This is a genomic window from Streptomyces sp. R-74717 (assembly GCF_047305335.1).
GTDB lineage: Bacteria > Actinomycetota > Actinomycetes > Streptomycetales > Streptomycetaceae > Streptomyces > Streptomyces atratus.
In genome coordinates this window covers 6188292-6213754 of record NZ_CP102361.1, presented here as the reverse complement: position 1 = coordinate 6213754, position 25463 = coordinate 6188292, and the positions used below count along the sequence as shown (strand labels likewise).

General features: G+C 68.6%; 26 protein-coding genes and 1 tRNA gene. 13 read left to right on the top strand and 14 right to left on the bottom strand.

All coding sequences use genetic code 11. The features are described 5' to 3' along the window. The first annotated feature begins 24 nt into the window (after window positions 1-24). The 8 genes from NRF20_RS28415 (at window position 25) to NRF20_RS28380 (ending at window position 6662) form a co-directional block, all read left to right on the top strand. Window positions 25-498, top strand: a complete 474-nt coding sequence (locus NRF20_RS28415; protein WP_413753526.1) for an Lrp/AsnC family transcriptional regulator — start codon at window positions 25-27, stop codon at window positions 496-498. A 15-nt stretch (window positions 499-513) separates the two neighbouring features. Then, window positions 514-1161, top strand: a complete 648-nt coding sequence (locus tag NRF20_RS28410) for an ABC transporter permease (protein WP_413753525.1) — start codon at window positions 514-516, stop codon at window positions 1159-1161. 94 nt (window positions 1162-1255) lie between these two features. After that, window positions 1256-2455: an ABC transporter ATP-binding protein gene (locus tag NRF20_RS28405; protein WP_266365575.1), complete on the top strand. Its 1200-nt coding sequence runs from the start codon at window positions 1256-1258 to the stop codon at window positions 2453-2455. After that, a complete protein-coding gene (locus tag NRF20_RS28400; RefSeq protein WP_398631857.1) occupies window positions 2452-3351 on the top strand; it encodes an ABC transporter permease in 900 nt (299 codons plus the stop codon). Before NRF20_RS28405 ends, NRF20_RS28400 begins: the two co-directional genes overlap by 4 nt. 1 nt (window position 3352) lies before the next feature. Then, the gene (locus tag NRF20_RS28395; RefSeq protein ID WP_413753524.1) at window positions 3353-4333 is read left to right on the top strand and encodes a glycine betaine ABC transporter substrate-binding protein; all 981 of its coding nucleotides are present in this window, start codon (window positions 3353-3355) and stop codon (window positions 4331-4333) included. 97 nt (window positions 4334-4430) lie between these two features. Next, a complete protein-coding gene (locus NRF20_RS28390; protein WP_398631859.1) occupies window positions 4431-5039 on the top strand; it encodes a helix-turn-helix domain-containing protein in 609 nt (202 codons plus the stop codon). Window positions 5040-5085: 46 nt separating this feature from the next. Next, window positions 5086-5283 carry a hypothetical protein gene (locus tag NRF20_RS28385; protein ID WP_398631860.1) on the top strand — a complete coding sequence of 66 codons (198 nt, stop codon included), beginning with the start codon at window positions 5086-5088 and terminating at the stop codon, window positions 5281-5283. Further along, window positions 5280-6662: an MFS transporter gene (locus NRF20_RS28380; RefSeq protein WP_398631861.1), complete on the top strand. Its 1383-nt coding sequence runs from the start codon at window positions 5280-5282 to the stop codon at window positions 6660-6662. Before NRF20_RS28385 ends, NRF20_RS28380 begins: the two co-directional genes overlap by 4 nt. Here NRF20_RS28380 and NRF20_RS28375 read toward each other — a convergent pair. From NRF20_RS28375 to NRF20_RS28360, 4 genes are all read right to left on the bottom strand, one after another. Next, entirely contained in the window at window positions 6592-7380 is a 789-nt protein-coding gene (locus tag NRF20_RS28375; protein ID WP_398631862.1) for a S16 family serine protease, read from the bottom strand. The two genes, NRF20_RS28380 and NRF20_RS28375, sit on opposite strands and share 71 nt — an antisense overlap. Before the next feature lie 165 nt (window positions 7381-7545). After that, window positions 7546-8187: an IclR family transcriptional regulator gene (locus NRF20_RS28370; RefSeq protein ID WP_398631863.1), complete on the bottom strand. Its 642-nt coding sequence runs from the start codon at window positions 8185-8187 to the stop codon at window positions 7546-7548. Between the two features lie 338 nt (window positions 8188-8525). Next, the gene (locus NRF20_RS28365) at window positions 8526-10496 is read right to left on the bottom strand and encodes a hypothetical protein (protein WP_413753523.1); all 1971 of its coding nucleotides are present in this window, start codon (window positions 10494-10496) and stop codon (window positions 8526-8528) included. Between the two features lie 173 nt (window positions 10497-10669). After that, window positions 10670-12286 (bottom strand): WxL domain-containing protein, encoded by a 1617-nt coding sequence (locus tag NRF20_RS28360; protein ID WP_413753522.1) that lies wholly within the window; start codon window positions 12284-12286, stop codon window positions 10670-10672. Window positions 12287-12624: 338 nt separating this feature from the next. Between NRF20_RS28360 and NRF20_RS28355 the strand changes: the two genes are divergently transcribed. Next, entirely contained in the window at window positions 12625-13194 is a 570-nt protein-coding gene (locus tag NRF20_RS28355; RefSeq protein ID WP_413753521.1) for a hypothetical protein, read from the top strand. A gap of 128 nt (window positions 13195-13322) precedes the next feature. On the opposite strand, the gene NRF20_RS28350 is transcribed toward NRF20_RS28355, so the two are convergent. The 4 genes from NRF20_RS28350 to NRF20_RS28335 all read right to left on the bottom strand — a co-directional run bounded on the left by NRF20_RS28350 (window position 13323) and on the right by NRF20_RS28335 (window position 17342). Beyond that, the gene (locus NRF20_RS28350) at window positions 13323-15104 is read right to left on the bottom strand and encodes a DEAD/DEAH box helicase (protein WP_266361198.1); all 1782 of its coding nucleotides are present in this window, start codon (window positions 15102-15104) and stop codon (window positions 13323-13325) included. A 164-nt stretch (window positions 15105-15268) separates the two neighbouring features. Further along, the gene (locus NRF20_RS28345) at window positions 15269-15637 is read right to left on the bottom strand and encodes a type II toxin-antitoxin system death-on-curing family toxin (RefSeq protein ID WP_398631867.1); all 369 of its coding nucleotides are present in this window, start codon (window positions 15635-15637) and stop codon (window positions 15269-15271) included. Next, the gene (locus tag NRF20_RS28340; protein WP_266361196.1) at window positions 15637-15834 is read right to left on the bottom strand and encodes an Arc family DNA-binding protein; all 198 of its coding nucleotides are present in this window, start codon (window positions 15832-15834) and stop codon (window positions 15637-15639) included. The genes NRF20_RS28345 and NRF20_RS28340 overlap by 1 nt, the downstream gene beginning before the upstream one ends. Window positions 15835-15866: 32 nt before the next feature. After that, window positions 15867-17342 carry an MFS transporter gene (locus NRF20_RS28335; protein WP_413753520.1) on the bottom strand — a complete coding sequence of 492 codons (1476 nt, stop codon included), beginning with the start codon at window positions 17340-17342 and terminating at the stop codon, window positions 15867-15869. A gap of 209 nt (window positions 17343-17551) precedes the next feature. Between NRF20_RS28335 and NRF20_RS28330 the strand changes: the two genes are divergently transcribed. Next, window positions 17552-17626, top strand: a tRNA-Cys gene (locus tag NRF20_RS28330). A 24-nt stretch (window positions 17627-17650) separates the two neighbouring features. Here the strand turns inward: NRF20_RS28330 and NRF20_RS28325 are convergent. From NRF20_RS28325 to NRF20_RS28315, 3 genes are all read right to left on the bottom strand, one after another. Then, window positions 17651-17851: a hypothetical protein gene (locus tag NRF20_RS28325; RefSeq protein WP_413753519.1), complete on the bottom strand. Its 201-nt coding sequence runs from the start codon at window positions 17849-17851 to the stop codon at window positions 17651-17653. A gap of 61 nt (window positions 17852-17912) precedes the next feature. Beyond that, window positions 17913-18428 (bottom strand): DUF1269 domain-containing protein, encoded by a 516-nt coding sequence (locus NRF20_RS28320; RefSeq protein WP_266361191.1) that lies wholly within the window; start codon window positions 18426-18428, stop codon window positions 17913-17915. A 100-nt stretch (window positions 18429-18528) separates the two neighbouring features. Further along, window positions 18529-19116: an AAA family ATPase gene (locus tag NRF20_RS28315; RefSeq protein ID WP_413753518.1), complete on the bottom strand. Its 588-nt coding sequence runs from the start codon at window positions 19114-19116 to the stop codon at window positions 18529-18531. Window positions 19117-19460: 344 nt separating this feature from the next. On the opposite strand from NRF20_RS28315, the gene NRF20_RS28310 reads away from it, so the two are divergent. Next, window positions 19461-19934 carry a hypothetical protein gene (locus NRF20_RS28310; RefSeq protein ID WP_413753517.1) on the top strand — a complete coding sequence of 158 codons (474 nt, stop codon included), beginning with the start codon at window positions 19461-19463 and terminating at the stop codon, window positions 19932-19934. A gap of 167 nt (window positions 19935-20101) precedes the next feature. Then, window positions 20102-22582, top strand: coding sequence for a hypothetical protein (locus tag NRF20_RS28305; RefSeq protein WP_413753516.1), 2481 nt, complete (start codon window positions 20102-20104; stop codon window positions 22580-22582). A 677-nt stretch (window positions 22583-23259) separates the two neighbouring features. On the opposite strand, the gene NRF20_RS28300 is transcribed toward NRF20_RS28305, so the two are convergent. From NRF20_RS28300 to NRF20_RS28290, 3 genes are read right to left on the bottom strand one after another with little or no spacing between them, the layout of a single operon-like run. Then, window positions 23260-23838, bottom strand: a complete 579-nt coding sequence (locus NRF20_RS28300; protein ID WP_413753515.1) for an AAA family ATPase — start codon at window positions 23836-23838, stop codon at window positions 23260-23262. After that, entirely contained in the window at window positions 23835-24086 is a 252-nt protein-coding gene (locus NRF20_RS28295) for a DUF397 domain-containing protein (RefSeq protein WP_398631874.1), read from the bottom strand. Before NRF20_RS28295 ends, NRF20_RS28300 begins: the two co-directional genes overlap by 4 nt. Then, entirely contained in the window at window positions 24083-24904 is an 822-nt protein-coding gene (locus tag NRF20_RS28290) for a helix-turn-helix domain-containing protein (RefSeq protein ID WP_413753514.1), read from the bottom strand. The genes NRF20_RS28295 and NRF20_RS28290 overlap by 4 nt, the downstream gene beginning before the upstream one ends. Window positions 24905-24982: 78 nt before the next feature. Here NRF20_RS28290 and NRF20_RS28285 point away from each other — a divergent pair, with 78 nt between their 5' ends. Further along, window positions 24983-25390: a hypothetical protein gene (locus NRF20_RS28285; protein WP_413753513.1), complete on the top strand. Its 408-nt coding sequence runs from the start codon at window positions 24983-24985 to the stop codon at window positions 25388-25390. Window positions 25391-25463 lie beyond the last annotated feature (73 nt).

The window sequence follows — 25463 nt, the reverse complement described above, 5'->3', positions numbered from 1 at the left end:
CACAGCGACCCCCGGAGGCGCACCATGGCGATCGATCATCTGGACGGGCGGCTCATCGTACTGCTGGCCCGCGAGCCCCGTATCGGCGTCCTGGAGGCGTCGCGCCGGCTCGGCGTGGCGCGCGGGACGGTGCAGGCGCGCCTCGACCGGCTTCAGTCGAATGGAGTCATCCGCGGATTCGGCCCGACCGTCGATCCGGCGGCGCTCGGCTACCCCGTCACCGCGTTCGCGACGCTGGAGATCAAGCAGGGCCAAGGCGCCGATGTACGGGCCCACTTGGCCGGTGTCCCGGAAGTGCTGGAGCTGCACACCACCACCGGGCACGGCGACATGCTCTGCCGTCTCGTCGCGCGTTCCAACGCCGATCTTCAACGGGTGATCGACCGGGTTGTCGGTTTTGATGGCATCGTCCGGGCCTCCACGGCCATCGTCATGGAGAACCCGGTTCCGCTGCGCATCATCCCGCTCGTCGAGCAGGCCGCAGGGGACAACAACTGAGCCGAGGAGTGGCGTGTGAGCTTCTGGGAGTACCTGGGCAACCGGCATCAACAGCTGCTCACCGACGCGTATCAGCACGTCAGTGCCGTATTCCAGTGCATGGTCATCGCCACCGCGCTGGGTGTCCTGATCGGGGTCGTCACCTATCGCAGCGTATGGGCGGGGTCGCTGGCCATCACGTCGACGGCGACGATCCTCACCATCCCCTCCCTCGCCGCGATCGGTCTGCTCATCCCGCTGGTCGGGCTCGGGGTCCCGCCCACGGTGATCACTCTGACGCTGTACGGGCTGCTGCCCATCGTCCGTAACTCGATCGTGGGGCTGCGCGGCGTCGATCCGTCGCTCGTCGACGCGGCGAAGGGCATCGGGATGTCGCGGCCGGCCCGGCTGTGCCGGGTGGAGCTGCCGCTCGCCTGGCCGCCGATCCTCACCGGCATCAGGGTCTCCACACAGATGCTGATGGGCATCGCCGCCATCGCCGCTTACGCGTCGGGCCCCGGCCTGGGCAATGAGATCTTCCGCGGCATCGCCTCGCTGGGCAGCGCCAACGCGCTCAATCAGGTGCTCGCGGGCACGCTCGGCATCGTCATCCTCGCCCTGCTCTTCGACGCCGCGTACGTACTGCTCGGGCGGCTCACCATTCCCAGGGGGATCCGTGTCTGAGACCGCCGGCGCCGGGAACGCCGGCTCCGATACCGCCAACGGGAGCACGGCCGCCGACACCTCCGGGACGACGAAGACCACTTCCGGCGCCACCATCCATCTGGACAACCTGACCAAGCGCTATCCGGGCAATCCGAGCCCGGCGGTGGACAACGTCACGATGGACATCAAGGCCGGTGAAACGGTGATCTTCGTCGGCCCGTCCGGCTGCGGGAAGTCCACCACCCTGAAGATGATCAACCGGCTGATCGAGCCGACGTCCGGGCGGATCAGGATCGACGACGAGGACGTCACCGACATCGACCCGGTGAAGCTGCGCCGCAAGATCGGTTACGCGATCCAGTCGTCCGGGCTCTTCCCGCACATGACGGTCGCCGAGAACATCGCCCTCGTACCGAGGATGGTCGGCTGGTCGAAGTCGAAGGTGAAGGACCGGGTCGAGGAGATGCTCGATCTGGTCGGCCTCGACCCCCGGGAGTTCCACGGGCGCTACCCGCGTGCGCTCTCCGGCGGACAGCAGCAGCGGGTGGGCGTGGCGCGGGCCCTGGCGGCCGATCCACCGGTGCTGCTGATGGACGAGCCGTTCGGCGCGGTCGACCCGATCACCCGCGACCACCTGCAGGACGAGCTGATCCGGCTCCAGCACGAGCTGCACAAGACGATCGTCTTCGTCACCCACGACTTCGACGAGGCGATCAAGCTGGGTGACCGGATCGCGGTACTGCGGGAGCGTTCGCACATCGCTCAGTTCGACACCCCGGAGGCGATCCTCACCAACCCGACGGACGACTTCGTCTCGGGTTTCGTCGGTGCCGGGGCCGCGCTGAAGCGGCTCAACCTCACCCGCGTACGGGATGTGGAGATGGTCCAGTTCCCGACGGTCACGGTCGACGACCCGCTCCAGTCGATCTTCAACAAGCTGCGCAGCGGCCCGCACAACGAGCTCCTGATGCTGGACCGCAGGAACCGCCCGTACAAGTGGCTGCGGCGCGGCGACCTGATGCGGGCGCGAGGTTCGCTGGCGCGCGCCGGGCAGCTGGTCCATGACACGGTGACGCGGGACGCGACGCTGCACGACGCCCTGGAGGCGGTGCTCACCGACAGCGGCGGACGGGCCGCGGTGACCGGGCGGCGCGGCGAGTTCATCGGGGTCGTCGACATGCACACCCTGATGAACTCCGTCCAGGAACTGCTGGAGGCCGACCGGCTCGCCGCCATCGAGCACCAGCACGACCTGGAGGAAATGCGCGCCCACCAGACCGAACAGGAGCTGGAGGGTGGTGCGGGCGCATGAATCCCAACTCCCCGCGGGATCCCGGATCGGCGCGGTCTCCGCGCTCCCCCCGCCCTGCGCCCGCGTCCGACAAGGACCGCCCGCCCGGCGAACACGACGTCATGGGCCATGCCTTCCACGACGAGGAGGAGGAACCCCCACCGCCACCGGCGGGGCCGCGGCGCCGGATCACCTGGCGCAAGCTGGTACTGCTGCCGGCCGCGCTCGCGATCGTCCTGGCCATCACCTATCTGTGGATCACCAACACCCACCTCGACTCGATCGCCAGGAATTCGCTCACCGGCGGCAATGTTCAGCTGCGCTGGTGGCAGCATGTGAAACTGACCGCGATCTCGACGTTCTGGGTTCTGGTCATCGCCGTCCCGCTGGGGATCGCACTGACCCGGCGCCGGCTGCGCAAGGGCGCCCCGGTCGTCACGGCCGTCGCCAACATCGGGCAGGCGACCCCCGCGATCGGTCTGCTGGCACTCCTGGTCATCTGGCTGGGCATCGGTCCGTCGACGGCGATCATCGGCATGGTGATCTACGCGGTGCTGCCGGTGTTCTCCAACACGGTGGCCGGTCTCAAGGCGATCGAACCGAGCCTGGTCGAGGCTTCGCGCGGCATCGGCATGTCGGCGATGGGGACGCTCACCAAGGTCGAACTGCCGCTCGCCGTCCCGCTGATCCTGGCCGGTGTACGGACGGCGCTGGTGCTCAACGTCGGTACAGCGACCCTGGCCACCTTCGTCGGTGGCGGCGGCCTCGGGGACCTGATCACCTCGGGCATCCAGACCCAGCGGATGCCGGTGCTGGTGCTCGGTTCCGTACTGACGGTGGTGCTGGCGCTGCTGGTGGACTGGCTGGCCTCGCTGGTCGAGGTGGCGTTGACGCCGCACGGACTGGAGGTGGGGTGAGATGGGCCCTCGGCAGGTGCGTGCCGGACTCGTGGGGGCCCTCGCCCTGACGCTGACGCTCTCCGGGTGCGGTCTGAAGAGCGGCTCGCCGATGGTGGACGACGTGGTGCCGGGCTCCGTGGGTCAGGGGCAGCCGCTGGACGGTGCTTCGCTGACCGTGACCTCGAAGAACTTCAGCGAGAACATCATCCTCGGCCAGATGATCGGCCTGGTCTTCAAGGCCGCCGGCGCGGAGGTCCTGGACCGGACGAACCTGCCCGGTTCGATCAGTGCGCGCGAGGCGATCATCAAGGGCGGCGCGGATGCGATGTACGAGTACACGGGCACCGGCTGGATCACGTATCTGGGCCATGCGAAGCCGATCGCCGACCCGTTGGCGCAGTGGAAGGCGGTCCGCGACGAGGACCGGAAGAACGGGGTGACCTGGCTGACGCCGTCCACCCTCAACAACACCTACGCGCTCGCCATCAGCAGGAAGAACAACGCGAAGTACCACTTGAGGACGCTCTCCGATGTCGCCGCGCTGGCGAAGAAGAACCCGTCGGCGGTGACGATCTGCGTGGAGAACGAGTTCGCCTCGCGCGACGACGGGCTGCCGGGCATGGAGAAGGCGTACGGGATGTCGCTCCCGGCCGCCAACATCAAGAAGATGGACGCCGGGATCATCTACACCCAGGTCTCGAAGTCCAACTCCTGCCTGCTGGGCGAGGTGTTCACCACGGACGGCCGGATCAAGGCCATGGACCTCGATGTGCTCGTGGACGACAAGCACTTCTTCCCCAACTACAACGCGGCGCCCGTCATCCACACCAAGACCTTCGAGAAGTACCCGCAGATCGCGGGGCTGCTCGACCCGGTCAGCAGGAAGCTGACGACGGAGGTCGCCCGGGTGCTCAACGCGAAGGTGGATGTCGACGGGCAGGACCCGCACGAGGTGGCGAAGGACTGGCTGATCCAGGAAGGGTTCATCAAGCAGGGATGAACCCCTGCGGCCGCCGGCGGTACTCCGGAGCAGAACGCAAAGAAGTAGTTACAAAGAACCCGTTGCAAAGAGAGCTTTGCAACTCTACGGTTGAGTCATGTCCGCAACAGAGGACGGCGGCGACAGCCCCGCCACCGATCAGAACGTCCACATGGTCGATGCCCGCACCCTGCGCGGGCTCGCCCATCCCCTGCGACTGCGCCTGCTGAGCGCGCTGCGGGACTTCGGCCCCGCCACCGCCTCCGGTCTCGCGGACCGGCTCGGCGAGTCCAGCGGAGCCACCAGCTACCACCTCAGACAACTGGCGGCGTACGGCTTCGTGGAGGACGACCCGGAGCGCGGCAAGGGCCGCGAACGCTGGTGGCGGGCCGTCCACACGGGCACCCGCTTCGACAGCGACAGGTTCATGGACCACCCGAATCCCGAGGTACGCGGCGCCATCGGCGTCGTACTCCACCAGATCGCCACCACGCACAGCCAAGAACTGAACACCTGGCTCGGCACGATGCACGAATGGCCCGAGGAGTGGCGGCGCGGCTGGGACGTCAGCGATTTCAAGGTGCGCCTCACCCCCGATCTCTCCTCGGAGCTGATCGGGAAGATCCACGACCTCATCGAGAGCTACCAGGACCGGGTCCCGGAAGACACCGAGGGCTCGGCCACCGTCCGCAGCCATGTGCACTTCTTCCCGCGCCCTGCCGAGTAACGAGCCCACCGGGCAACGAGCCCCCTCCGACCGGAAGGACACCGCCATGCACCCCGACACACATTTACTGATGCACCACCAGCGTTCCGCCGAACTACGGCGGCGGGCAGCGGAGTTCCACCCTTCGCCGCTTGCGTCGCGCACCGGGCTGCGCACCCGACTGGGCTGGATTCTCGTCGAGTTGGGACTGCGCGTCCTGTCCCGCCACCCCGGCCGCACCTCCGTCGCACCCGGTACGGCATGAACGGCCGGGGGGACCGGAACCGCACCCCGCTCATCGCCGTACTGTCCGCCAACTCCATATCCACGGCCGGTACTTCACTCACCCTCATCGGTGTCCCGTGGTTCGTCCTGGAGACCACGGGCAGCGCGGGACGGGCCGGCGTCGTCGCCTTCTGCGCGACTCTGCCGATCGTCGTCTCCGCACTGATCGGCGGACCCGTCATCGACCGGATCGGACGCCGCCGGGTCTCCGTCGCCTCCGACCTGGTGTGCGGTGTCGCCGTAGCCGCCATCCCGCTGCTGCACTACGCGGACGCCCTGGCGTTCTGGATGCTGTGCGCGCTGATGGCGCTCGGCGGACTCCTGCACACCCCGGGCAACACGGCCCGCTACGTCCTCGTGCCGGATCTCGCCGAGCATGCCGGCACCACCCTCGCCCGCGCCGCCAGCCTCTTCGACGCCGTCTCGCGCGGCGCCCGGATGGTCGGGGCGGCGCTGGCCGGCGTACTGATCGCACTGGTCGGCGCGGAGACCGTGCTGCTGCTGGATGCCGCGACGTTCCTGACGTCCGCGCTGCTGATCGCGGCCGGGGTGCGGGGCGTACGCGCGGCCGAGCCCCGCAAGGCCGCGGCGCCCGTCTCACTGCGGGCGTACCGCGCCGAACTGCGCGAGGGATACACCTACTTGCTGGGCAACCGGCTGCTGCTGGCCGTCGTGGTGATGGTCCTCTTCATGAACGGCACCGATCAGGGATGGAACGCCGTCCTGCTGCCGGTGCACGCCTCCGCCGAACTGGGCGGGGCCAGGGACATCGGACTGCTCACCGCGCTGTTCGGCGCGGGCGGGCTGACCGGGGCGCTGCTGTACGGGGCGTTCGGGCACCGCTTCTCGCGGCGGGCCGTCTTCACGGTGTGCGTGGTGCTGTGCGGCGCGCCCAGGTATGCGGTCGCGGCGCTGACCGGAACGACACTGCCGCTCGCCGTGACCATGGCGCTGAGCGGCATCGCGGGCGGAGTGCTGAACCCGATCCTGACGACGGTGATCTACGGGAGCGTGCCCGACGAGCTGCGCAGCCGGGTCTCCGGGGTCCTCACAGCGGGCGGCGAACTGGCCATGCCGGTGGGCGGTCTCGCGGCCGGCCTCCTGGTGGAGAGCGCAGGCGCGAGAGGTGCGCTGCTGGCGATGGGCACGGTGTACCTGCTGGCGACGCTGAGCCCATTGGTGTTCCCGGTGTGGCGCACGATGGACGTGACCGAATCCGGGTCCGAGTCCGCTGCCGAATCCGGGGGCACGGCGGCGGAGGCCTCCGTGCCGTCGCCGACCGCCGAGGTCAGCAGCTCGGGACCTCGCGCCCCTGCTCCAGCGCCTGGAGCGAGGACACCGCGCCCTTCAGGGTCGTGACCGGGATCAGCCGGAGCCCCTTGGGGAGCTCGGCGCCCGCCTCCCTGCACTCGGCCTTCGGGACGAGGAAGACGGTCGCACCGTCGCGGTGCGCGGCCTGAGTCTTGAGCGACACTCCGCCGACCGCGCCGACCGCGCCGTTCGCCTCGATCGTTCCGGTGCCCGCGATGGTGCGGCCACCGGTGAGATCGCCGCCGGAGCCGTCGCCGTCGAGCTTGTCGACGATGCCGAGCGCGAAGAACAGGCCCGCGCTGGGGCCGCCGACATCGGCGAGGTGCAGGGTGACGTCGACCGAGTCCTTGGGCTTGCCGAGGTAGTTCAGGGCCGCGTCGACGGCGGAGTTCTGCGACTTCCTCATGTCCTCGAGATTGTGCTTCTCGATCTCCTTCTCGGAGCCGCCGGTCGGGTAGACGGAGTTGCGGGGCAGCACCGCCCGGTCCGTACGGAACCAGCTGTCGACCACATCATCGATGCCGACATCGGTGGTGGGCCCGGTCGCGACGATCGTCGTCATCCGCAGCTCGCCCTTGGTGGGACGGGTGGGCGCGCCCTTGATGCTGATCACGGGCGTGCCGTGATCGTCCCCGAGCACGTTCGCGGTCGTGCCGGGCTGCGCCAGCGTGAACGGCAGCGGCGCGAAGGCGGCCACTCCGAACAGGGCGAGGACGGGCAGGGCGCACAGGGCGAGGGTGCGGGGGCGCGAGAGACGAGTGAGCACCCGCCCAATCTAACCGCCGGGGCGGGGTGCGCGGGCCGGGTGGTGGGGCGTACCCGTCCTGCTCCGGCTGCCCGCGCTCCGCGAGAGGCCGGGGCCGTCCGGCTTGCCACTTTGTCCTCAATCGCCGGACGGGCTGGATCTGTCCGCCCGGCCGCCACAGATTGCCTACCTGAGCGCGTCCGCCACCTCGCGGGCCGCGTCCACGACTCGGGGGCCGACACGTTCGGGTACGGAGTCGGCGAGCATCACCACGCCGACACTCCCCTCGACCCCCGTCACCCCCATCAGCGCGGCAGCCGCCCCGCTCGCCCCGGCTTCCAGTTCGCCGTGGGTGAGGGTGTAGGCGGTCTCACCCACCGGCTTCTGACGGGCGGCGAGGATCGCCCGGCCCGCGGCACCCCGGTCCAGCGGGTGACGGAAGCCGGCCCGGTAGGCCACGTGGTAGTCGGTCCAGGTCGGCTCGACGACCGCGACCGCCAGCGCGTCGCTGCCGTCGACCAGCGTGAGATGGGCGGTGGCCCCGATGTCCTCGGCGAGGGACCGCAGCGCGGGCAGCGCGGCTTCCCGTACGAGCGGATGCACCTGGCGGCCCAGGCGCAGCACGCCGAGGCCCACCCTGGCCCGGCCGCCCAGATCGCGGCGTACCAGGGCGTGTTGTTCCAGGGTGGCCAGCAGACGGTAGACCACGGTTCGGTTGACGCCGAGTTTGTTGGACAACTCGGTGACGGTCAGGCCGTGGTCGGTGTCGGCAAGCAGTTTGAGGACCCGTAGTCCCCGGTCGAGCGTCTGGGAGGTCTCCGCGGTCACGACGCCCTCTCCTCTTTGGTGAGCGGCGGCGGCTGGTTCCCACGGAATGTGTGCCACCGGTCCCAGCGGCGACGCACGGAGAGGCCGCCGGCCTGGCCAAGGCAACCGGCTGCGCTCCGCGGCGGCGCTGCCACGGAGCGTCGATTTTTTTGCGACAGTAGCGAGCCAGTCCGCTCAGCGGAAGACCTCGTCCAGAATCCGGGCGTCAGCGGAAGTGGAGTTGTGGTGAAGAAGCATAAGCGCCGGTCAGCGCGGCGTCGACCGAAGCTTGGACGTCTACGCGCGTCCAGGTCGGCCGACGCCTCGGCGATGCTCCGCATACCGGACGTGAACGGCCGTTAGCTCACCGTGAACGACTGTTGAACAATTTTTCCGTTCACCAGCACCTCGCAGGCCCTGATCGCCCTCGTCGCCGGGTCGCGGACGGTGAAGTTGAGGGCGAAGGTGCCGTCGAGTCCGATGACCCGGGTGACGTACGAGTCCGAGGTCTGCTTCCCGTCCGCGGTGCGGCCGGTCACCGAGACCGTGGCGACGGGGGCGAAGCCCCGGCCGGTCACCTGGACCACCGTGCCGAGGGGCCCCTCGGACGGCGAGAGCGCGAAGGACGGTCCGGCGGGGACGGTCCCGTCCTGGACGGTGAACGCCGCCGTCTCGGTGCGCGGGTTGACGAGGACCTCCCGGACCCGGATCGCGACGGTGTCGGTGGCGTTGACCGTGAAGGTCTGCGAGAACGCCCCGTCCAGCCCGACCACCTTCGTTCTCACCGGGTCGGACGTCTGCGATCCGTCGGCCCGCAGCCCGACGACGGATACGGTGGCGACCTTCGCGAACCCCTGCCCGAGGACGGTGACGGCGGTGCCCTTCGGCCCGGTCGACGGGGTGAGGACGACAAAGGCCGGGGCGACGGTCAGCCGGGTGAGGGCCTGCGCTCCTCCCGCGGTGACCTGGAGCGCGTACACGGCGCGCGGGGTGGATCCGGCCACGGTGACCGTGCCGGCGAGTGTTCCGTCGGCGTTGATCCGGAGGGTGGAGCCGCTGATCCGTGCGCTGTCGCAGGCGCTGCCGTCGGCGGCGCAGAGCGCGGCTGCGGGCGTGGTCCCGGTCGGCCAGTCGCCGCCGGAGAGATTGATCGTTCCGCCGGGTTTGACCTTCGCCGCGCCTGCGGAGAGCGTCGCGGAGGCGTCGGTCACGGCGAACGGGGTGGTCAGTACGGTCGCCGGGTCGTTGCCCTCGTCGACCTGGATCGCGGCGATGGCCGGGTCGGAAACGGTGAAGTCGGCGCTGAACGTGCCGTCGGGGGTGCTCTTCACATAGACGGCGGTGTCGTCGAGCGTCGCCCCGCTCGCGTCCAGGCCGACGGTGTTGATCCACCGGTCCTGGAAGTAGTTGCTGCCGGTCACCTCGACGACGCTGCCGAGCGGCGCACCGGCGCGGGAGAGCGCGATGGCCCGTGGCCCGCCGGGGAGATACGCCTTGACGGTCAGGGGCGCGGTCGCCTCCTTCGTACCGTCGCCGACCTTCACCAGGTACGAGCCGTCGGCCACGGTGCCGGCGGCGGCAAGCACCGCACTTCCGGTCAGCTCCCCCGAGCCGCTGATCGCGAGGGTGCTGGAGACGAACTTTCCGGTGTCGCAGCCACCGCCGTCCGCCGCGCACAGAGAGGGCACGGGGGTGGCGCCGGCGGTCCACAGGCTGCCCGTCAGGGCGACCGCGGTGGACGGCCGGACGGCGGTGGTGGGCGCGGTCAGGGTGGCGGGCAGGCCCGCGGTGCCCTCGGCGGTGACGGTGCCGATGGAGCCGCCGCCGCTGATCACGTCGCACGGGGTCTCATACGTGGAGCCGAGCACCTTCGTACGCGTCAGATTGCGTACCGGGGTGAAGGAGATCGGCCCCTTCGCACTGGCGGGGATGATGAAGTCCCCTTCGTACGGCGGGATCTCGATCGGCTTCCCGGACGGGATGTCGAGGTTGATCTGGGGGCCGGTGACGGTGACCGTGCCGGTCGCGCCGCCCGACATGGTGAAGTCGATGCTGGGGGTGGTGGGCACATCGCTCAGGCTGAGTCCGCTGGTGGCGGGCGACGGGCCGAGGGTGACCTTCGCGTGCACCTTGCCGCCCGGGTCGACGACGGCCGGCGAGAGCTCGACACTCATCTGCTGCGGCCCGGTCGCCTCGCCCTGTCCGGCGGGCAGGGTGCAGTGGACGGTCGGAGTGACCGTGCCGGCGTGGGCGACGGGGGCGAGTGCGACAGTTGTGCCGGTCCAGGCGAGCACGGCCCCGGCAGTGAGGGCGACGGCGCGGCGTAACACCGCACCCGGCCTTTCCGGTCTTCTCGATCCGTCCGGTCTTCTCGATCTCGGCCGTACGAACATGCGACTCCTCCATGACTACGGGAATTCTCCGAATTCGAAATGGCGACGCCCGCCTGCTCCATTGCGATACGGAGCAGGCGGGCGTCTCCGGGTCTTTCCCCTGACGGCTCTCAGAGAAGAGTGAGTGTCAGAGTGGCGCTGTAATCTCCGGGCCGGGTGGATCCGGGAACCGTCAGGGTGAGATCGGCGTCGGCGTCGAACCGGCCGCCGGTGAACGGACGAGATCCATCCGGATTCATCCGGCAGAGGCTCGCCGCCTCGCTCCCGAGCGCGGCGGGCGACCCGGCCACCGGCACCCCCACACTCCCGTTCTGCGCCGTGCACTTGGGTGTCCACCGGACGGCGCCCGCCGGGATGGTGCCGCCGTCGGCGCTGGTGAAGCCGGTGAGGGTGGCGGTCAGGGACCAGCCGCTGTTGACGCCGCGGGCGTCCTCCACCTCGACCCGGTTGAGCCGGGAGCGCTGCACACCGCTGCCGGTGCCCAGGACCGTCGTACCGAAGTCGACGGTGTCGCCGTCCTGGACCATGGACAGTGTCCCGGCCCGGACCGAGGTGTTCAGCTTCTGGTCGGCGGTGCCGCCGCCTCCTCCGCCGCCCGTGGAGACGGTGAACGGGGCGGTCCGTACGGTCGCCGGATCGTTGCCCTCGTCGGCCTGGACGGCGACGACGGCATCGGAGATCACGGTGAACTCGACGGCGAAGGTGCCGTCCGAGCCGCTCTTGACGTAGACCGCGCTGTCGTCGAGCCCGGTGCCCGTCGCGTCGAGGCCGATGACATTGATCCAGCGGTCCGGGTTGTAGTTCCTGCCACTGACCGTGATCACACTGCCGACCGGTCCGCTGTTCTGCGAGAGCGAGATCTCGCGCTCGCCGGCCGCGACGGCCTTGACGGTGAGGGGAGCGGTGCCTTCCTTCGTACCGTCGTTGACCTTCACCTCGTACGCGCCGTCCGGCACCGCCCCGGCCTCCGCGAGGGTGGCCGTGCCGTGCAGCGTTCCGTAACTGTCAATGGTGAGGGTGTGGCCCTTGAACTTCAGCGGATCGCAGCCGCCACCGCCCACCGCGCAGAGCGAAGGCACGGGTGTGCCGTCCGGCGTCCAGCCCGAACCACCCAGCACCACAGGGGTGTTGGGGCGTACGGGATCGGCGGGGGCGGTCAGGGTGGCGGGCTCGGAGCCGGTGCCCTCCACCGTGACGGCGCCGACGCTGCCGCCCCCGTCGACCACGTCACAGGGCGTCTCGAAGACCGAGCCGAGCACCTTGGTCTGCGTCAGCGTACGGACCGGGGCGAACGAGATGTCGCCGGAGGCATCCGCCGGCACCAGGAAGTCGCCCTCGTACGGCGGGAGTTCGATGGGCGTCCCGGCCGGGATGTCCATCGTGAACTCGGCGCCCCGCACGGTGACGGTTCCGGTGGCCCCGCCGGACATGGCGAGGTCGAGGCTGGGGATGGTCGGCACATCGTCCAGCGCGAGAGCGCTGGTCGCGGGGGACGGGCCGAGCGTGACCTTCGCGTGCACCTTGCCGCCCGGGGCGACGACCGCGGGCGACAGCTCGACGGTCATCTGCTGCGGCCCGGTCGCCTCACCCTGACCGGCGGGCAGGGTGCAGTGGACGGTCGGGGTGACCGTACCGGCGGCCTGTCGTCCGGCCGGCGGCGCGGCCTGGGCGGTGGCCCCGACGCAGCTCAGGGACAGTACGAAGCAGGCAGTGAGCAGACCGGTCACGCCGGGTCTTCGTCGTCGGATCACCAGACACCCCTCCATGGCCCATTGATTGCGCACATTGAGGAGGTCGCGTGCAGAGAAGTCAAGAGAGAATTGACTGATCCTTATCTGAAATGCCCGAAAAGCATTTCCGCGGGCACTTTAAGGGCACCTGTTGACATCTCTTGACATCTTTGAAGATCACAGTTTCACTGCACCCGACATGCCGGGCCCGGCACGCAGATCCGCAAGAAGATCGCACACAGCGATTCCAGAGATTCCTGCAAGACCGGCGAATCCAGTGAATCCAGTGATTCCAGCGAATCTGCGGAATCCAACCGGAAGGAGTTCCCCCCGTCATGTCAATCACTTCAGCAAGGTCGTCGGCCTCACGGCCGCCGGACCGAAGACACATCCGCATCCCGCTGGTGCTGGCCGCGGCCTGTTCCGCGGCCGCCGCGCTCGCCCTGGCGCCGACGGCCCAGGCGGTGACCCCGCTCACCGCGACGGCCACGTACGACTGTGGGGCCTGGGGCAGCGGTCTCGCCACCCTGACCGCCGCCGACTCGGGCACGGCCAAAACCATCAAGATCACGTCCGCCGCGATCAGGATGCCGGCCGGTACCAGCGCCGACCCGAACAGCATCACGACGACGCTCAAGCTCACCAAGACCTCGGGCGGCGTCACCAGTCAAGTGCAGTTCTCCGGAAAGACCAACCCCGGTATGAGCGGCGGCAACCCGATCACCCTGGGCCCGCTGAAGCTCACCTCCGGCACCCTGGCGGCGGGTGACAGCACGAATTCCGTGGTGCTGGCCACTCCCCCGAGCGCCACCAACTGGTCACTGCAGATCGTGGCCTCGTCCCCGACGTCGGCCACGGTTCCGTGTGTGGCCACGGCCAGCCAGTCCGCACCGTTCGTCTGGTAGCCGTTCGTCCGGCAGTCGTTCGTTCGGCAGTCGTTCGTTCGGCAGCCGCACCCGATCCGCACGAACGACGCCGGCCCGGAGCCAGGACCGCTGTCCCCGCTCCGGGCCGGCACTTCGCGAAATCCACCTCAGGTCATACGGGTGGCCCACTCCTGCACTTTCTTGATCCGCTGCTGGATCTGCCCGGCCGTGGCCTCCGCACTCGGCGGCCCGCCGCACACCCGCCGTAGCTCGGTGTGGATCACACCGTGCGGCTTGCCGCTCTGATGCGTGTACGCCGACACCATCGTGTTGAGCTGCTTGCGCAGCCCCAGCAGCTGCTTGTGCGTGACCACCGGCCGCGCCTCGGCCGGCTTCTCCAGCAGATCGGCGTCCCCGGCCGGCTTCTGGCGGCTGTGCGCGATCTGCCGGGTCTGCCGCTTCTGGAGCAGCAACTGCACCTGATCGGGTTCCAGGAGCCCCGGAATCCCCAGGTAGTCCTGCTCCTCCTCGCTCCCGGGGTGTGCCTGCATGCCGAATTCGGCACCGTCGTACAGCACCCGGTCGAAGACCGCGTCGGATTCGAGGGCCTCGAAGGGCAGCTGCTCCTCGGTCTCCTCGTCCTCCAGCTTCTCGGCGTCGGCGAGGAGCTTGTCCTCCTCCGCGAACGGATTCTCCTCGTCGCTGCCCTTCTTGGGCTTGTCGAGGACGTGGTCCCGTTCGACCTCCATCTCGTTGGCGAAGTCGAGGAGCATCGGAATGGTCGGCACGAAGACGGAAGCGGTCTCGCCGCGCCTGCGCGAGCGCACAAAACGGCCGACGGCCTGCGCGAAGAAGAGCGGCGTGGAGATGGTGGTGGCATACACGCCCACGGCGAGGCGCGGCACGTCGACGCCCTCGGACACCATGCGGACCGCGACCATCCAGCGCGATTCGTCCTCGCTGAACTGGTCGATCTTCTTCGACGCGGCCTTCTCGTCGGAGAGGACCACGGTGGCCTTCTCGCCCGTGACCCTCTTGAGGATCTTGGCGTACTCGCGCGCCGACTCCTGATCGGTGGCGATGACGAGCCCACCCGCATCCGGAATGCCCTTGCGCACCTCGGTCAGCCGCTTGTCGGCGGCGCTCAGCACATTGGGGATCCAGTCCCCTGTGGGCGACAGCGCGGTACGCCAGGCCTGCCCGATGGCGTCCTTGGTCATCGGCTCGCCGAGCCGGGCGGCGATCTCGTCACCGGCCTTGGTGCGCCAGCGCATGTTGCCGCTGTAACTGAGGAAGATCACGGGCCGGACGACGCCGTCGGCGAGCGCGTTGCCGTAGCCGTAGGTGTAGTCGGCCGAGGAGCGCCGGATGCCGTCGTTCCCCTCCTCGTACACGACGAAGGGGATCGGGTTGGTGTCGGACCGGAACGGCGTACCGGTGAGCGCGAGGCGACGGGTGGCCGGGTCGAACGCCTCCTGGCAGGCCTCGCCCCAGGACTTCGAGTCACCGGCGTGGTGGATCTCGTCGAGGATCACGAGGGTCTTGCGCTGCTCGCACCGGTTGCGGTGCAGCATCGGCCGGACGCCGACACCCGCGTAGGTGACCGCGACGCCGTCGTACTCCTTGCTCAGCGGGCCCGCGCTGTACTCGGGGTCGAGCTTGATCCCTATCCGGGCCGCGGCCTCGGCCCACTGCTTCTTCAGGTGCTCGGTCGGCGCGACGACGGTGACCTGCTGCACCACGTGGTGGTGCAGCAGCCATGACGCGAGGGTCAGCGCGAAGGTGGTCTTCCCTGCGCCGGGGGTGGCGACCGCGAGGAAGTCGCGCGGCTGCTCCTGGATGTACTTCTCCATGGCGCCCTGCTGCCAGGCTCGCAGCTTGCCGGCCGTGCCCCAGGGGGCGCGGCCGGGAAAGGCGGGTGAGAGGTGGTGGGAGGCGGTAGTAGTCACGGTCTCCGGTTCGGGTCTCTCGGGTACGTGGGGCGCTGTCCGTACGGGCCGGGACGGACTCGTACGCGATACGACAACCGGGCCACCCTACCGGGGGCCCGGCTGGAACCCCGTATGAACGAGCGGTGGTTCGGCGCCGCTGAGACCCTCTTCACAGAACGGCGTTACGCGGCGAACCCGGGGAGCCGTTCCGCGATCCTGGGCATGTCGAGGGCCCCCTGGCACACGTCCAGCACGAACTTCTCGGCCTCGTCGACATCGAAGTCCGCGCTCAGGCGATGCCCGTTGATGTGCAGGAAGACCCAGGTCGCATACCAGGCGATGCGCTTGTTGCCATCGACGAGCGCACGGTTGCGCGCCAGGGACTCCATGAGAGCCGCGCCCTTCTGCCACACGTCCGGATAGGCGTCCTGGCCGAACACACTCGCCTGCGGGCGGCCGAGTGCCGAATCCAGCAGCCCGTAGTCGCGCACCTCGGCGGCCCCGAGGCGCTCGGCGAGGCTGAGCAGCTCGGGAAGTGTCAGGTACTTCATCAGGCGAGCCTCCGGTTGAGCTCCTCACTCACCTTCAGCACGTGGTCCGCGGCCTCGTCGAAGAGGCGCGAGTGTTCGTTTATGGCGGTGATCACCGCGTCGTGGGCGAACGACTGCATGCTCCGCCCCTCCGACTCGGCGCGCGCACGCAGTGCGTCCAGCTCTTCTTCGGTGAGCCGCAGATTCAGGCCAGCCATGTACGGATGGTACCGCGTGGTACCACGCGGCATTAAGGCTTTGTCCGCACCCGCGTCGCCACCCACGCCCCCACCAGCGCCACCCCGGCCATCGGCAGGAAGACCACCGCGAACGCCCCCGGGTGGGCCCCGGAGGCCCCCGCCTCCGCCGCCCCGTGCACGGCCCCCACCGCACCGCCGCCGAGCGCGGCGAAGGCGGCTCCGCCCGCGGCCAGCAGCAGGACGTTCGACAGCCCGTCGGAGATCTGGAGAGCGGCCGAGTTCGCCCCCGCCTCCTCCGGCGCCGACAGCTTCAGCAGCAGCACGCTCGTCGATGCGATCACCATGCCCATGCCGAAGCACCCGAAGGCCCACGCCACGGCCACGGTCCAGACCGGCACCCAGTCGATCAGCACGGACGGCGCGGCCGCGATCGCCGCGGCGACCAGCACCATGCCGCCCACCATCAGACGCTCCCGGTACGGTTCGAGCCGCGGCCGGGACTGCACGTAGGAACCGAGCGCCCAGGTCCCGCCCCCGGCCGCGAGCGAGAGCCCGGCCATCGTCGGGCTCAGTCCGCGCTGGGTCACCAGCATCAGCGGTACGAACGACTCGGCGGCGATGAACGACCCGGCCGCCACCCCGCGCAGCAGCACCACCGACGGCAGCCCGCGCGCCGCCCGGCCGGTGCCCGGGGGCAGCAGCCCGCGCACGGCCGGGACGAGCAGCCCGAACCCGACGACGGCCACAAGCAGCGCAAACCAGTTCCGCTCCTGCCCGGCGTACTGGAGCAGCCCCGCCCCCAGCGAGATCCCGAGCGCAAGGAGGATGCGGCGCCGGTCGTACGGCTCGACGGGCGCCGCAGGGTCGGCCGGCCCCGACGCCCGGCGCCGGATCGCGGGCAGCGCGAGCGCCAGCGGGAACACCACCAGTACGGGGATGCCGATGAAGACCCACCGCCACCCCAGGTGCTCGGTCACACTCCCGGCGGCGAGCGGCCCGACGACGGACGGGATCACCCAGCTCGCGGCGAACGCGGCCATGATCGACGGCCGCAGACGCTCCGGGTAGGCCCGGCTGATCACCACGTACAACGCCACGATCACCAGCCCGCCGCCGAGCCCCTGGACGGCCCGCCCGGCGATGAACATCCACATGCTGCCCGCCGTGCCCGACAGCAGCAGCCCCGCCCCGAACGCACTGATCCCGGTGGCGAGCGGCGCCAGCGGCCCGCGCCGGTCCGCCCACTGCCCGGAGAGAACCATGGCGAACAGGCTGGTAGTGAAGTACGCGGAGAACGCGAACGCATAGAGCGGGATGCCGTGCAGCTCACGGGCGGCGACCGGCATCGCGGTCCCCACGGCCGTCGCCTCGAAGGCGATCAGGAACACGACGGAGACGATGCCGACACTGAGCGCCCGGTAGGTCCGCCCGAGCACCCCTTCGGATTCGGCGGGCGGGACCGATATCGCCGCTTCGACGGCGGTGCCGGTATCGGTACCGGCGTCTCGTGGTTCCAGGGCACTCATGAGCCCAAGAGTAAGGGGCAAGATCTCATGTGGCCCCTGTCGCGAGACGGTCCGCCGCTCGTACGTTGGTCGTAGGACCGCGACAAGCCGCGCGGGCGGAGACAGACGCCGATCGTGAACGCGGTATGGCAGTCGCATTGCGGCCCGCCCCGCACTCTTGAGCAGCGCGGACACCCGGCCCTACGGTCGAACCACAACGAGGAACACACGGCCGTGTGCCCGAGTGGTTCAGGGGCTCGACTGCAACTCGAGTTACACCGGTTCGAATCCGGTCACGGCCTCCACGCAGTGCGCCCGCCCAGCACGCGTCATCTGTCGCGCCGGGCGAGCGTCGGCGTTTTTCGGGAACAGCCCTGGGCCTTGAGCGCGGACGGTACGAAACCGTTGATGAATTCCTTCAGCGCTTCGCGGCGGTCGGCGACGTCTTCGGGTACCGGCTTGGATTCGCCGAGTTCGACAAGGACGGGGTACTTCCGCGGGGAACCCTGATCTGCACCGGGTCCCCACATACGAAAGGCGACCACCCTGCGCGCGGCGCGGGCAGTCGCCTTCTCTCGTATGGTCCGGAGATCAGGAGGCGATCGTCGGCTCTTCCTTGAACGCTTCCTTCATCATTTCCCGCAGCTGCGCCTCGTCCTCCTTGCTGAGCGAGGTCTGCACGAGCTGACCGCCGAACTTGACGATCTCGGGGACGACCTTGTCGCGGACGGACGTCTTGACGAGCACGAAGACGGCGGCGGCGCCGGGCCGGAGATTGGCGCTCAGCTCCTTCATGAAGTCGTCGTTGACACCGGTGTCGACGGCGGACCCTCCGGCGGCGCCGGCCGCGGCGCCCACCGCGGCACCGAGGAACGGCGCGAGGAAGAGCAGCCCGATGACGCTCCCCCACAGCGCGCCGCCCACGGCACCGGTACCCACGTGGTTGACGGCCTGATGCAGCTTGATCTTGCCGTCCTTCTCACGCCGTTCGACGACGACGACGTCCTCCAGCTCGACGAGGTGCTCGCGGTTCATGGACAGCAGCTTGTCCCGGACCTGGTCGGCGGTGGCGAGATCGTCGTAGGCGATGACGAACAGATTGCTCATGCGGCTGACTCCTCCGGTTGGTGCGTTACCGCACCAACCATATAGGAATTGTTGTTAAATAAGACATTAGGTCCGAATGTATCGGGGCCCTCCAGCCGCTTCAGCTCTCCGCCGCTCCCACCACCCGCGCCCGTTCGAGTTCCGCGAGGACCGTGTCGACCGTCTGCTCCACGGTCTGCCCGGTCGTGTCCAGCCAGAGCCCGATCCGCGGCGTCTCCTCCCGCAGCACCCGGTCCAGCGCCTCGACCGTCCACCCGGGCCCGTAACCGCTCTTGCTCCGCCCGGCCTCCCGCTCGGCAACGACTCGCGGATCGGGAGCGAGCACGACGACGTACAGCGGCCGGGTCCGCACGCGCTCGACATACGCGGACAGCTCCTCCCCCAGCACCACGTCCTGCACCACCGCGGTCCAGCCCTCACCCGCGTACGCATCGGCCGTCATCGCCGACAGCCGGTACCGGAGCCGGAGTTGGGCGACAGCCTCCTCATACGCCCCCGGCACCATCTCGGCCCGCCCCGACACCACCATCCGCCGGAAGACATCCCCCCGCACATGAACCGCCCGCGGCAACCTCTCGGCGAGAGCCTGGGCAACGGCGGACTTCCCGGACGCCATCACACCGGTGATGAGGACGACGGCAGGACCGGGCTCCTCCCGCGCGTCACGCTTCGCATCCCGCTGGGCCATATCGGCGCCGCCTTCCCGCCGCACCGGAAACGCCGGTCGCGACGCTCGTCAAACGTGGCCGCAGTCACGGCCCTTGGGGACTGACCGTTCGTCCGCCAGTAAGCCCTCGCGGAGAGAAGTGTTGTTGCGAGCCGAGGTTAGCGCGCGCATAGGTGGTGCCGTCCTGCCGATGACCGGGACCCAACCGACCCGAGTGCTGAGAATGGGCATCCCGGGCTTTCCTCCATAGAACACATGTGACTGCGAAGAAGGCAGCGGGACCGGCCTCGCCCGGGGGGCGTTGCTACGTTGAGACCTCGCTGAGGCAGCGCCCTGCCGGGCGCCCGGGGGAAGAGAGCTCAGGTATGACGTGGAACGAGTGGGAACAGGCCAAGGCCGAAGCAGCGGAGAGGCATGCGGCGCGCACTCGCCTGAACCAGCTGCCGACCGGTACGGGCGGCAGCAGCAGAGGCGACCTTGTGGTGCATCAGGACGATCTGGGGGCGGTCGGCCATGATGCGTTTGTCCTGCACGGCCACCTCGGCAAGCAGGCGGATATTGCCGGGGCAGGCATGAGCAAGAACGGCGCAGGCTCCACGATGCAGGCTGCTGCTGCCTTGAAGAGCCACCATTTCGCGACGGGTCCGGTGATGGAGTCCGCGGTGGAGCTCTGGACGACACGTACCAAGTCGCTGTTGCAGGCCTGTGCCCATATCTCCAACCATCTGGACTTCACGAAGAAGTCGCACGCCAAGGACGATGAACTCATTGCTGCGGAGCTTCGCGGCCGCGATGGTTCCGCGGCGCCCGTTTCGCGACTCAATGAGTACTTCAAGTAGCAACGTCCTGGGTGAGGCGAGTACCTGCCACCTATCCGACCGTACGGAACGCATCAAGAACTGATCATCTTCCTGGGTTGTCGGTCTCCCGGCTCGTAGCCTCTTCGGGTTCGCGGTGATCGCAACTGCGTGCGAGCTGACCGAGCAGCCGACGCCTGGGGGAGATCATGGCGCTCAGCTTTGACGACCTGTACCGACTCCCGCTGAGCAGGATGAAATCAGCGGTGGACGACTGGGCGAAGATGGCGACACATCTCCAGACCCTCGCGAAAGAGGCTCGTGACGGCATGCGGGCCAAATCCGAGAAGGCATCCTGGGCAGGTGTCAATGCCGATGTGTCCAGGACCTTCATCAGTAAGACCGCCAAGGAATTCGACGACATGGCGAAGTCGGCGAAGGGCCTGGCGCAGGTGATGAGTGAGGGATACGAAGCCTTCAAGAAGACCCAGGACGATCTGAAGAAGGTCGTCGACGAGGAAGCGCCGGCGCGCAGGGTCACGGTGAGTGCGACCGGAACGGTACGGGCGTCGAAACCGTTGGCGGAGAACGTTGATGCGGCCGGCAAGCACGATCCGGACTATCAGCTGCTCGTACGCAAGGAGCAGCGGGACATCGCGCACATAGAGGACCGCATCCGTGTTCTTGTGGAAGCGGCGGATCAGGCCGACCAGGACGTCGCGAAGACGCTGCGCGCCAACCTGGGCGACGACCCGTACCAGGCCGACGCCCCCAAGTACGGCAGTACGGGCGAGATGAACGCCGCTCGTGCCGTCGAGATCGCCACCAAGGGCGACGGAGCCACTGATGCGGAACTCAAGGAATTGGACCGTCTCGTCCACGATTTCCGCAATTCCCCCGACTTCACGACGGCGTTCTACCAGGGGCTGGGGCCGGAGCGGAGCGTCGAGTTCTTCGCTGATCTGACGCTGAACTCCGAGGGCGACAGCAAAACCAGGATCGCAGCCGTCCAGGGGCTGCAGAAGGATCTCGGGTTCGCTCTGGCCACGGCAACCGACCCGGACCACAAGCCTCATCTGTCGGAGAAATGGCAGACGGACCTCCGCAAGGTCGGTTCGAGTCTCGTCGACGTCGACACCGGCCGCCGCGCCAACTACCAGCCATACGGCTACCAAGTGCTCAGCAATATCCTCCGTTACGGCGAGTACGACAGACGCTTCCTGACCCCGATCGCCGAACACGCCGCACAGCTTCAGGCCGCTGACCCGGATATCTGGAAGCGGAGCGTGCCCCAGAACGAGCCGTACATCGGGCTGAGCCTCAATCCCACCGGTCAGGGCGGTGGGAGTGGCTTCAACGCCATGACCGGAATCCTGGAAGGCCTCGGACACAGCCCGGAGGCGTCGAAGGACTTCTTCGACGGCAAGATGACGCCGTACGACCGCGATGGCCAGAAGATGGACAAGGCGTACTTCGAGCGCCAGGTCGGCGGTGGATACAGCACGGCGAACCTGGACAACTGGAACCTTCGTGAGGACGCTGACTGGAACATTTACCTCAAAGACCTCAAGCCGATGGACGGGCTGGACGGCAAGACACACGCCGACTACTTCGACATGTTCACGGACAAGGACTACGACTGGTTCGACGACCGTTCCGAGACAGCTCCGCAGATCGGCGACGGAGATGCTCAGGACGCGTGGGACAAGGCGGCCGAGAAGGCAAAGGAATCGGGCCCTGACGCGCTCGGGCACGCGCTGGAGTCAGCGGTCTCGGGCCGCGCGTACGACGACGACACCATTGCCACAAAGCCGATCCCTCACTCGGAGGAGCAGTCGCAGCTCATGCACCGGGTGGTGGAGAAGTTCGGCAGCGACTCCGGCAGCGAACTGATCGCGATCAAGCCGGAGGGCAAGAGTGGCGTGCTGGCGCCGATGAACGACAGCCTGGGCAACATGACCGCCGAGTACATGAGGGACTTCCAGAAAGGGATGGGCGCGTCGCGTATCGAGACCCATGGCGTGGATGCCGGTCTGTCGGACCTGAACGGCGGGCCGCTGCTGAACTTCCTCGGAAGCATCGGCAAGGATCCCGATGCCTACGGCGCGATCATCAACGCCCAGCAGGCCACGACGACCGACCTCATCAACGGCGTGGCCGACAAGTACGTCGACGGAGGCAAGCAGCAGGATTTCGGCGACGTGCGCCAGGATGTGGCGACCTTCACCAAGCCGGGAGCGACCGTCGCGGGCATCGTGACGGAAGCCCGCGTGGAAGCGATGTATGTCGAGAAGACGGCCGGGGACAAGGACTTCAACGACGGTCTCAAGGACGGCGCCAAGTGGGCGGACCGCGGGTTCGGCGTCATCAGCAAGCCGCTGGAGGCCACCGGCGTAGGCGCTCCGCTGGCCTGGGTCGTCGAGGACATCAAGGAAAGCGTCACTGAGAAGTATGCGAAGGACTCCGGAGAGGAAGCCAACAAGGTCTCGGACGACTTTCTGGACAAACAGCGTCAGGTCACTGCTCTCGCCGCAAGGGACGCGGCGGAGCTCGGAGCCCGGGAGGCGGGCCTGTCCGTGGAGGAACAGAAGAAGTTCGGTGACGACGCCGAGAGTGCGGCCAACGCCGGGAACCACGAAGGCACAGACAGGGGAAGCGGGTACAACCCCCCTCCGAAGAGCGAGGGGTGAGGGATGCCTGAGGTGCAGACGCGGCGTGGCGTCGCGGGCTGGTCGCGCCACGGCCGGGCTCTTGTGGCCGGCAGCATTGTGCTGGCCTTGATCGGTGGTGGGGTCTGGTGGTGGACGTACGGAGATTCAACAGTGGAAGTGCCTGAGCGGATCTGCGGGGGCGCGCTTCCCGGCAGTGCTGCGGCAGCGGTGCTCCCGAAGGAGGGCACACCGTACAAGGAGAGGTCGGGCAACAAATTCAGCAAGGGGGAGGAGCCAGAGGTCTGGTGCAATGTGAGTGCCGGAGGTCAGTCCATCGTCTTCAGCTCCAGGTGGTCGGTGTCTGATCTGTGGGCACGTGGGACTGGGAGATCCGGTGATACCGCCATTCAGCTGGGGCAGTCGAAGGGATACACGAACGAGATCGATGCGGAGCTCTATGTGTCCTGTCGCGGTAGGTCAGCTTCGGGAGAGTGGCTCAAAGTGCGTTTGGCGCGGTACCAGGGCCTGGACAGGCCACGAGATGGGCAGGCTGCGGTCCATCTGGCGGAACTGGTGGGGGACACCGCTCGGTACGTTGCCAAGGAGCTTGGGTGTGAGGGCGCTTCCAGAATTCCCCGCGGTGTTCCGTCGATGAAGTCATGACCTGACCTGAGGCTGAATAGAACGGCCGAATGTATCGGGGCCCTCCAGCCGCTTCAGCTCTCCGCCGCTCCCACCACCCGCGCCCGGCCGAGCTCCGCGAGGACCGTGTCGACCGTCTGCTCCACGGTCTGCCCGGTCGTGTCCAGCCAGAGCCCGATCCGGGGCGTCTCCTCCCGCAGCACCCGGTCCAGCGACTCGACCGTCCACCCGGCCCCGTAACCGCTCTTGCCCCGCCCCGCCTCCCGCTCAGCAACGGCACGCGGCTCGGGCGCGAGCACGACGACGTACAACGGCTGGGTCCGCACGAGACCGACGTACCCGGCCAACTCCTCCCCCAGCACCACGTCCTGCACCACCGCGGTCCAGCCCTCACCCGCGTACGCATCGGCCGTCATCGCGGACAACCGGTACCGGAGCCGAAGCTGCGCAGCAGCCTCCTCGTACGCCCCCGGCACCATCTCGGCCCGCCCCGACACCACCATCCGCCGAAAGACATCCCCCCGCACATGAACCGCCCGCGGCAGCCGCTCGGCGAGGGCCTGGGCAACGGTGGACTTCCCGGAGGCCATCACGCCCGTGATGAGGACGACGGCGGGGCCGGGATCAGCAGCTCGCAACACGCTCGCGGTCATCCCGCGACGGCACCCGCCAGGAAGGCGGTCCAGGCGGCGGGGGCGACGGCAAACGTGGGGCCGTCGGTGACCTTGGAGTCGCGGACGTGGACGGTGTGGGGGCAGGTGGCCACCTCTACGCAGGCCTCGCCCTCGTTGTTGCTGTAGCTGGACTTGCGCCAGTCGTAGGCGACTTCGACGCAGGCGCCGCCCTCGTTGCCGCTGTAGCTGGACTTGAACCAGGAGAGCTCGGGCCCGGTGGTGGTCACAGTTGCCTCGCCTTCGTTTCGATGATCTCCGCCGACTTCCAGGGGTTGAGCGCCTGGGCCCGCAGGATGCCGAAGAGGTCGAACGTGTCTCCCACCTGCTCCGGCCTGGAGATCAACCTATCGTCGCCCTGCGCCTCCACGTACACCAGATTGCGGCCTTCCGCCGTACACATCAACTGCATCGGCCCCATCAATCCCGCGTGGGTGTGCTGATCCGAAGGCATCACCTGCACCGTCAGGTGGTTCATTCGCCGCACGCACTCCAGCAGATGCAGCAACTGTTCCTTCAGCACCTCCGCGCCGCCGAGCGTCCGGTCCAGGATCGACTCCTCGATGACGAACCCGACGTACGGCGGCGGCGTGCGCATCAGCACTGCCTGCCGTTCCAGTCGCGCTTCGACGTGCCGGACGATCTCGTCTTCGGTGTACGCGGGTTTGCGTGCCCGGTACAGGGCGTACGCGTACGCCTCCGTCTGGAGCAGCCCCGGGATCAGCATCGTCTCGTACGCACTGATGACCCGCGCCTGCCGTTCCAGCCGCGCCCAGTCCAGGAACTTCGCCGGGTACTTCTCCTCGTCGATCAGCTCGATGCACGCCTTCAGCGCACCGCCCGCGACGAAGACCCGGTCCGCGTCGGCCAGCAGTTCCAGCGACGGAATGCGCTCCGCCCGCTCGACCGCCCCCATCAGCGACTCCGAGATCAACAGCTTGTCCGCCGCGTCTTTCTGCGTGAGCCCGGCCCGCACCCGATGGATACGGATCAGTTCGCCCACGAGCCGCCGGACCTGCGACGGCTCACCACTCGTCCCCACAGCCACCCTCGCCCTCCCCACATCGCGTCGATGTGGACCGCGTCCTCCTGGTCACGCTATGCAGCCGTCGGGATGCTTGGGGTCATGACGAGCAAGAAACGCCCCGAATGGGTACCCGCCGCCGGACTCCAACTCCACCTGACCGGCATCCACTTCGACGCCATCCGGCTGCGGGGCGTACGGGGCGAGGCAGTACTGCAGCACCTCGGAACGCTCACCGAAGGCGAACCGGGGCCGGTCGTAAGGGAGATCGCGGGCGCCCGGTGGACGTACTTCCTGATCCCGCCCGGGTCGAGCAAGGAGTACGACTGGCCGCCGGGCGCCAGGTGCTTCGGGCCGGCTGCCCGGGACCAGTACGTGGGCATCCCCGCACCGGACGGCAACACGTACCCGCTGAGCTGGCGGTGCGGGGCGCCGAGGGAAGGGGAGTTCGTGGATGCGGAGCTGCTGCACGGGCTGGTGATGGCGCAGTTGGCTCCGGAGGTGGGGTGAGGCGGGCGGCGGTATCGACATCCGCCGGGGCCGGTCCGCGATGGAAGCAGCTTGCTGTGGATATCGAAACGTC